The sequence below is a fragment of the Aquabacterium parvum genome, assembly GCF_001447195.1.
Taxonomy (GTDB): Bacteria; Pseudomonadota; Gammaproteobacteria; order Burkholderiales; family Burkholderiaceae_C; genus Aquabacterium; species Aquabacterium parvum.
Genome location: NZ_LFRI01000615.1, coordinates 1 through 4,976 on the forward strand (window position 1 = coordinate 1; position 4,976 = coordinate 4,976).

11 protein-coding genes are annotated in these 4,976 nt (G+C 62.7%); 1 reads left to right on the forward strand and 10 read right to left on the reverse strand.

Annotation, left to right across the window (positions count from 1 at the left end; genetic code table 11):
- Positions 1 to 147: 147 nt before the first annotated feature.
- Positions 148 to 459: a hypothetical protein gene (locus ABG80_RS20985; RefSeq protein ID WP_058089478.1), complete on the forward strand. Its 312-nt coding sequence runs from the start codon at positions 148 to 150 to the stop codon at positions 457 to 459.
- On the opposite strand, the gene ABG80_RS20990 is transcribed toward ABG80_RS20985, so the two are convergent.
- The 10 genes from ABG80_RS20990 to ABG80_RS21035 all read right to left on the reverse strand — a co-directional run bounded on the left by ABG80_RS20990 (position 452) and on the right by ABG80_RS21035 (position 4,833).
- Positions 452 to 655 carry a helix-turn-helix domain-containing protein gene (locus ABG80_RS20990; protein ID WP_058089479.1) on the reverse strand — a complete coding sequence of 68 codons (204 nt, stop codon included), beginning with the start codon at positions 653 to 655 and terminating at the stop codon, positions 452 to 454. The genes ABG80_RS20985 and ABG80_RS20990 overlap by 8 nt on opposite strands.
- An 83-nt stretch (positions 656 to 738) precedes the next feature.
- Positions 739 to 981 carry a hypothetical protein gene (locus tag ABG80_RS20995; protein ID WP_152987786.1) on the reverse strand — a complete coding sequence of 81 codons (243 nt, stop codon included), beginning with the start codon at positions 979 to 981 and terminating at the stop codon, positions 739 to 741.
- Positions 982 to 1,019: 38 nt separating this feature from the next.
- Positions 1,020 to 1,325: a hypothetical protein gene (locus tag ABG80_RS21000; RefSeq protein WP_152987787.1), complete on the reverse strand. Its 306-nt coding sequence runs from the start codon at positions 1,323 to 1,325 to the stop codon at positions 1,020 to 1,022.
- Positions 1,326 to 1,467: 142 nt separating this feature from the next.
- On the reverse strand, positions 1,468 to 1,647 hold the full coding sequence (locus ABG80_RS21005) for a hypothetical protein (protein WP_058089482.1): 180 nt from the start codon (positions 1,645 to 1,647) through the stop codon (positions 1,468 to 1,470).
- A complete protein-coding gene (locus ABG80_RS21010; protein ID WP_058089483.1) occupies positions 1,644 to 2,204 on the reverse strand; it encodes a hypothetical protein in 561 nt (186 codons plus the stop codon). The genes ABG80_RS21005 and ABG80_RS21010 overlap by 4 nt, the downstream gene beginning before the upstream one ends.
- Before the next feature lie 2 nt (positions 2,205 to 2,206).
- Positions 2,207 to 2,716 carry a hypothetical protein gene (locus tag ABG80_RS21015; RefSeq protein ID WP_058089484.1) on the reverse strand — a complete coding sequence of 170 codons (510 nt, stop codon included), beginning with the start codon at positions 2,714 to 2,716 and terminating at the stop codon, positions 2,207 to 2,209.
- Positions 2,713 to 3,033, reverse strand: a complete 321-nt coding sequence (locus ABG80_RS21020; RefSeq protein WP_058089485.1) for a hypothetical protein — start codon at positions 3,031 to 3,033, stop codon at positions 2,713 to 2,715. Before ABG80_RS21020 ends, ABG80_RS21015 begins: the two co-directional genes overlap by 4 nt.
- The gene (locus tag ABG80_RS21025; protein ID WP_058089486.1) at positions 3,030 to 3,401 is read right to left on the reverse strand and encodes a hypothetical protein; all 372 of its coding nucleotides are present in this window, start codon (positions 3,399 to 3,401) and stop codon (positions 3,030 to 3,032) included. Before ABG80_RS21025 ends, ABG80_RS21020 begins: the two co-directional genes overlap by 4 nt.
- A 58-nt stretch (positions 3,402 to 3,459) precedes the next feature.
- Positions 3,460 to 3,834: a hypothetical protein gene (locus tag ABG80_RS21030; RefSeq protein WP_058089487.1), complete on the reverse strand. Its 375-nt coding sequence runs from the start codon at positions 3,832 to 3,834 to the stop codon at positions 3,460 to 3,462.
- A gap of 3 nt (positions 3,835 to 3,837) precedes the next feature.
- Positions 3,838 to 4,833: a hypothetical protein gene (locus ABG80_RS21035; RefSeq protein ID WP_152987788.1), complete on the reverse strand. Its 996-nt coding sequence runs from the start codon at positions 4,831 to 4,833 to the stop codon at positions 3,838 to 3,840.
- Between the last annotated feature and the right edge of the window lie 143 nt (positions 4,834 to 4,976).

A 4,976-nucleotide genomic window follows, 5' to 3' on the forward strand; every position in this document is an offset into this window, starting at 1 on the left:
CAGCAGGCCATGCAAACCAGCCCCTACACCTACAGCGACATCACAAAGGCTTCGCCCAAGCCGCCAGACAAGGTGTAAATTACTGGATATGCATCCAGTGTTTTGGCTTTTGTGGAGCTAACTGGATACCCCTTATAAACTCACAGTATGCAGTTTGAAGCCTACCCCATGCGATCCGCTGGCCGCGTCTTGATGATGCACCAGCGAGGATCGCGCGCCGTGCGTGGCACGCTCACCCTTGGCGAGCGCTATGTCCAGGACTTGGGGCGCCACTCCAGGGTGGCAGAGATCCAGGTGGAGGAAGGCGAATCACTGCCGCCCCTGCACGACGCCGTGCTGCTCAAGGCTGGCCCGGGGTTCTGGTCCATGACCGGCTTCGAGCGGATCGAGGGCGCCAACGGGCGCATCACCGACTATGTGCAGGCCTGGGTGCTGTGCCCGGTGGACGAGATCAGCTGATCTTGAGCCGAAACAGCTCCCAGAGCCCGGGGTGCATCTGCCGGTTGCCTGCCTCCCACTCCTGCCAAGCCCGCAGCGTCCCGTGCACCAGGCGAGCGGCCTCGGTCTGGGTCAAGCCCGCCGCTTTGCGGGCGGCGCGGATGTCGGCAGGTTCAGGGCTGTCAGATCGTGCTACGCTGGACGAGTTAGTGAGCATGTGGTTTCAGGTTCCCGACTTCGGTCGGCTAACAAGTCCAATGGACAACAAATGAGAGGCCCGGTATATCCGGGCCTCTGCTTTTACAGCGCCTTGATCAACTCAAGCACATCAGCCTCAAACTGTGCGCGGCCAGCGGCGCCAGACGCGGGCGCATCAAAGGCCAGCGAGTAGCGCTTGTGCGGCATTGCGTGCTCCTTGTACTTGGCGCCCGTGAAGACGCACTCAAGCGTGTACACAGTGGTGCCGTAAGGCCCTTGCTTGACGCCCAAGCCGGTTGATTGACCAGACAACGAGATATGCCCGTTTGCGTAGATCGTCAGCATGTTTTTCTCCATTGCCGCCGCAGCGGCCCTCTCAGCGGTTAGAACTGACTCAGGTCTTCGTCGATGGCAATGCGACGGTCGCCGAAGTCAACAACCGACAGCGCGCGGCGCTGATCACCCTTGCGGGCCTGGACGCGCTCCCACGCGATATACGGCAGGCCGGCAATCTCCCCTCGAATCGCGTTCGAGCATTCGATCCAACCTTTCGAAGCGGCCTCGAAATCAGCAAGAGATTCTTGGGTCTCTGTGGATTTGACCATCCAAGTGCCGCCCTCCCAGGAGGGGTCGAATACGTCGTTTCGGGTGGCTTCTGCGAAGGCTGCAAGCTGTTGAGAGAAGATCATGATTTGCTCCGTTTGGAACGCCAGGAACCGCCTGGACTCGGGGACTGCTGTGCTGCTGTCCATGGGTTCAAATATACACGCATTGCGTGCATATGCAAGCGCAAGAAAAAGCCCCTGAACTCCACTCGGGAATACATGGGCGTCAGCCAATCAGCGGAGGTTTTGGCTTGACGATGTCGGGAGAGTGCTCCACCGATGGCAGCGCCCTGCCAGACTTCACCCACGCGATCAACCGAGCCAGCTTCTCGAAGCCCTCCCGGCTCAGGTAGGCCATGCCGAAGCGGTTCGCGATGCGTTCAGCCTCCAGGGCCTCGGGGCTCATGGCGCCACGGGTACAGCCTCAGATTTCCAGCACTCGCGCAGCAGGCCGCGCACCTCGGTCAGGGTTTTGCCGACGCCCCGGGCGCTGACGGCGAACTCGGCGAGCTCATGCCGAGCCTGGACATCGACGAGGACAAGATCCTGTCCATCCAGGCTTCGAAGTCCGGGATCGGGCTGTCCATCACCTCGGCCGGAAGGGGTGGACGCTCCACCGCCACCGGGGCGACAAAGCACGGGGCGGGCGTGGTGCTGCAGCCGCTCAGACAGACCAGCAACACGGCCAGCGCGATCGTCCTTTTCTTTGGCAAGCGCATCTTGAACCTCCAGCACGGCAGCAGACAGCCGCCTTTCCTCTTTCCGGGCCCGCTCTTGCTCCAGGCTGATCGCCTGAGCGGATGACAGCTGCACGGCCAGCAGATCCGACCGCGCCTTGCTAGCGTCGGCATTGGCCTGCAGCCTGAGCACGTCCAGCCGGATGCACAGCACCAGCAGCACGCCCACCACCAGCGCCCACACCCACGCGGGCACCAGGTCGAGCAGATCAAGCAGCTTGTTCATGGTCAGCTCCCGAAAACGAACCGGCGGCACCGAACCCAGTGCGTTGGCCACGTCGCCGGATGAGGCTGCCCCGGCCGCCAATTGCGCACGTAGTAGGCCCAGCTGCCCTCTGTGTCGTTGGGCGCAGGCATCGGGCGAGGATCGGTCCACAGCAGCAGCCGAGCGAACGTCGCCGCAAGCACGTCATTCGCCTCGATCGCAGCCCAGACCGCCTCAGGCGTCGCCGCCACGCCGTGACGCGCACACGCCTCGGCTGCAAGCCTGGCTGTCGCTGGGTGCTTGAGCACCCCCCTCACGCCGCCCTTCTCAAACTGCCAGAGACTTCGCGCCGGTCCCTTGCGACCACCATCCAGAACCTGCCACCGATCTTTCAGCTTCGACTCCTGCAAGCCGATCGACAGCTGCAGCTGCAGCGCACCAGGCGTGTAGAACTTCGGAGGCAGATCAGCCAGCGCAGGAAAGATGGCACCATGCAGCACGCTGTCTAGCAGCTCGTCGCGCACGCCGTTCATGGTTGCACCTCGTCTGTGTCGACCAGCTCGCACTGGAAGTGGGCGGGCACGCCGTCCTTCCAGAACTTCGCCGTCAGGGTCTGAACCGTCACCATGGCGCCCAATAGCACCAGCTGCATGACGCCAGGCTCAGCTGCTGGCAGCAGCGGCTCGAGCACGCCGAAGGGCGCAATGGCGCACGCACCGGCCACCGCCGCCAGCAGGCAGAACGCCGCGCGCACCGCCATGTGCGTCTGTGTGTCGGTGCGCACCACGCGGCAAAAGCACGTCCACCACAGGGCGCCCGAAAGAACGAAGTTCAGGTACACGTAGATCACTGGCCACCTCCTGTGAAGACGCCCTTGATCTGCCTGGCCATGGCCGTGCCCTTGTCGACAAGGGCACCCGGGTCTCGCCAGGAGTCGCCCAGCCAGGCAATGAGGAAGGCCACCGGTGCCAGCACCTTGTTTGCCGGGAAGCCGAACTGCTGCTCGACCACGAAGGCGATGAAGCCCGTCAGCGCCGCTGAGGTGAGCACTAGGCGGATGAGCAGGAAAGCACCCTGCCGGCGCGTGGCCGTGTCAGCAGCAGCCAGCGGCCAGGTGGCGCCGGCCAGGGCCGCAAAGACGATGACCGAGAAGGGCCCCGTGAGGGGTGACAGGAGCGCGACCACCACGGCCGCAACGCTGGTCTGGGGTTCAGCCATCAGGCCTCCAAATGAAAAAGCCCGCCGGGGTGGCGGGCTGGTGCCAAGTGAAAGGACATCAAAGGCTTGATGCGGCGATGAATAGCTCATCGATGTTGGCCGGAGACAGCCCCAGCGTGGGAGCCAGTTCGTCAATGAGTGGGTTGGCGCGTTCAAATGTGCCTGCCGATTCCCAGGCGATTCGGACAGCTCGAGGGGCAGTGCTCATCTGCTGCTCCACTGCATCCAGCTTCCCGGCCGCCAGCAAGGCTAGAAGCGCCTGCCGGCGCGTGACGACCTGCGGGACGATGTTCGGGTCGATGGGCGGAGGAACCGACGCGCCAAGTGGGACCGGCTGCCCTGCGTCGACAAATACCAGGGCTCCATCTACCAAGTAGGGGGTCGTGTCGATCTGGCGGAAATCGCCCGTTCCAACATTGAATTCTGTGCGCATGCTTTATCCCTCGATCAACAAACTGACCTCACCCTGGGTAAACGTATCGGTGCCGCTGACGGTGGTGAACCGCACGCGATCGAGGGTTTCAGTAAGCACTCTTACACCAGAAACCCAGGCGAAACCGGCCGCATGGGCGACCTGACCTGTCGCAATCCACTTGTTCGCAGCCAAGCGTGTCAGGACAATCGCGCCAAACCGAAAGATTCCGACGCCGCCGATGAAAACCCGAAATCCACTGCTCAGAGTTTCGTGAGCCCCGGAACTGCCGCCGAGGTAGTACAGGTTTCCGCCGGCGTAGCCAGTGGCCGAAATTCCGGACGCCCCGCCGATCTGCACAATTACTTGAGAGCCACCATTGGTGCTCACATCTTGCAACTGCACGGTGATCCGCTTGGCCCATGACGGGATGCCCGTGAAGTCGACGGCAGATCCACTTGTCGTCGCCTGAGAAGCTGTCAGGCTGTACTGCATGCGGCTGGCGACAGCAGTAGCGGCAATGCTCTCGGCCTGCCTCTTCGGCACAGCCCCCAAGTCGTTGACAGCATCGTCATACAGAAGCAACTCGGCTTCCATCTGGCGCGAACCATCGCGCGGCACCAGGTGACCATCTGCCACAGGAGTACCGAGGCCGATTACCCAAGACGAGTGCGCGCCGCTGCCATCGATGGCGGAGACGTTCACCACGAGGGCGCCGGTCTCCACGTTGTAGGACGTGACGCGCCCTACCATGTAGTTACTCACGGACACTGCCGAGAACACGTATACCCAAGCGCCCGTGGCCCAAGCCTTGCCCGGCTGGGTGGTGAGCGACTTGCTGCCAACGCCCACTGTCAGCGTGGTGGAGCTGGTGCCCGTGGTGGCCACCAACTGCAGCGATTGCTCGAGCGCGTTGGCGTCGTCGACGAAACCGGGCAGCGCCGCCAGAAAGGCATCCATCTCGGCGCTGAACTCATTGGGCCGGTCGCGCGAAGGCGATGGGGGAAGATCTCGAATCATCAGGCCATGAGGTTGCCCCCGAAAAGTGGAGTTCTTAGCTCATGACCACAATGCTGGAAAGGAGCGAAGAAATGGTCGACAAGCAGGTACGTGGCAAGTACACCCTGGAGTACAAACTGGAGGCTGTCAGGCAGGTCAAGGCC

Excerpts from the sequence above, each read along its gene's own strand:
- ABG80_RS21030 (WP_058089487.1), bottom strand. The coding sequence starts at position 3,834 with ATGCGCACAGAATTCAATGTTGGAACGGGCGATTTCCGCCAGATCGAC.
- ABG80_RS20985 (WP_058089478.1), top strand. The coding sequence starts at position 148 with ATGCAGTTTGAAGCCTACCCCATGCGATCCGCTGGCCGCGTCTTGATG.
- ABG80_RS21010 (WP_058089483.1), bottom strand. The coding sequence starts at position 2,204 with ATGAACAAGCTGCTTGATCTGCTCGACCTGGTGCCCGCGTGGGTGTGG.
- ABG80_RS21035 (WP_152987788.1), bottom strand. The coding sequence starts at position 4,833 with ATGATTCGAGATCTTCCCCCATCGCCTTCGCGCGACCGGCCCAATGAG.
- ABG80_RS21005 (WP_058089482.1), bottom strand. The coding sequence starts at position 1,647 with ATGAGCCCCGAGGCCCTGGAGGCTGAACGCATCGCGAACCGCTTCGGC.
- ABG80_RS21015 (WP_058089484.1), bottom strand. The coding sequence starts at position 2,716 with ATGAACGGCGTGCGCGACGAGCTGCTAGACAGCGTGCTGCATGGTGCC.
- ABG80_RS20990 (WP_058089479.1), bottom strand. The coding sequence starts at position 655 with ATGCTCACTAACTCGTCCAGCGTAGCACGATCTGACAGCCCTGAACCT.
- ABG80_RS21000 (WP_152987787.1), bottom strand. The coding sequence starts at position 1,325 with ATGATCTTCTCTCAACAGCTTGCAGCCTTCGCAGAAGCCACCCGAAAC.
- ABG80_RS21025 (WP_058089486.1), bottom strand. The coding sequence starts at position 3,401 with ATGGCTGAACCCCAGACCAGCGTTGCGGCCGTGGTGGTCGCGCTCCTG.
- ABG80_RS20995 (WP_152987786.1), bottom strand. The coding sequence starts at position 981 with ATGCTGACGATCTACGCAAACGGGCATATCTCGTTGTCTGGTCAATCA.